General features: G+C 65.1%; 1 protein-coding gene. It reads right to left on the bottom strand.

Annotated features, from left to right (window positions below; genetic code table 11):
- A partial coding sequence (locus EN884_RS37440) for a dihydroxy-acid dehydratase (protein WP_206617775.1) occupies positions 1-672 on the bottom strand: 672 nt, incomplete at its 3' end.
- Between the last annotated feature and the right edge of the window lie 157 nt (positions 673-829).

Below are 829 nucleotides of genomic sequence, written 5' to 3'. Positions count from 1 at the left end.
GGAATAGGGCAGCGCCAGGCCGATCGCCTCGGCGACGGTCGCCATGGTGTTGGCGGTGAACTGGGCGCCGCAGGAACCGGCCGAGGGACACGCGACCTGTTCGATCTCAAGCAGTTCGTCATCGCTGATCGTGCCGACCGAGTGCTGGCCGACCGCCTCGAAAACATCCTGCACGGTGATCTGGCGGCCGCGATAGCTGCCGGGCAGGATCGAACCGCCATAGATGAAGATCGACGGCACATTGAGCCGCACCATGGCCATCATCATGCCGGGCAGCGACTTGTCGCAGCCGGCGAGCCCAACCAGCGCGTCGTAGCAATGGCCGCGCATGGTGAGCTCGACCGAATCGGCGATGACCTCGCGCGACACCAGGGACGACTTCATGCCCTGGTGACCCATGGCGATGCCATCGGTGACGGTGATGGTGCAGAATTCGCGCGGCGTGCCGCTGGCGGCCGCGACGCCCTTCTTGACCACCTGCGCCTGGCGCATCAGCGAAATGTTGCAGGGCGCCGCCTCGTTCCAGCAGGAGGCGACCCCGACCAGCGGCTGCGCAATCTCGGCCGCCGACAAACCCATGGCATAGAGATAGGAACGATGCGGCGCACGCGCCGGACCGACGGTCACATAGCGGCTAGGGAGCTTAGCCTTGGAGATGACTTTGGCGTCCATACTCTTCCTTGCCCCATCTTCCCTGCAAATGGGGCGGAGCGGCCTGCCCCCTCGCCGAGCCTTTTGGCGCGTGTCCCGAGACAAGATCGAGGTGCGCCGGGTTTATGGCGGGAAATGGGCAATTTCCTCAGCCTGACCTCTACCGCAGGGGGTGGTC

It is taken from the genome of Mesorhizobium sp. M7A.F.Ca.AU.001.01.1.1 (assembly GCF_004022735.1).
Classification (GTDB): Bacteria; Pseudomonadota; Alphaproteobacteria; order Rhizobiales; family Rhizobiaceae; genus Mesorhizobium; species Mesorhizobium ciceri.
This window is presented reverse-complemented; position numbering and strand designations above follow the sequence as displayed.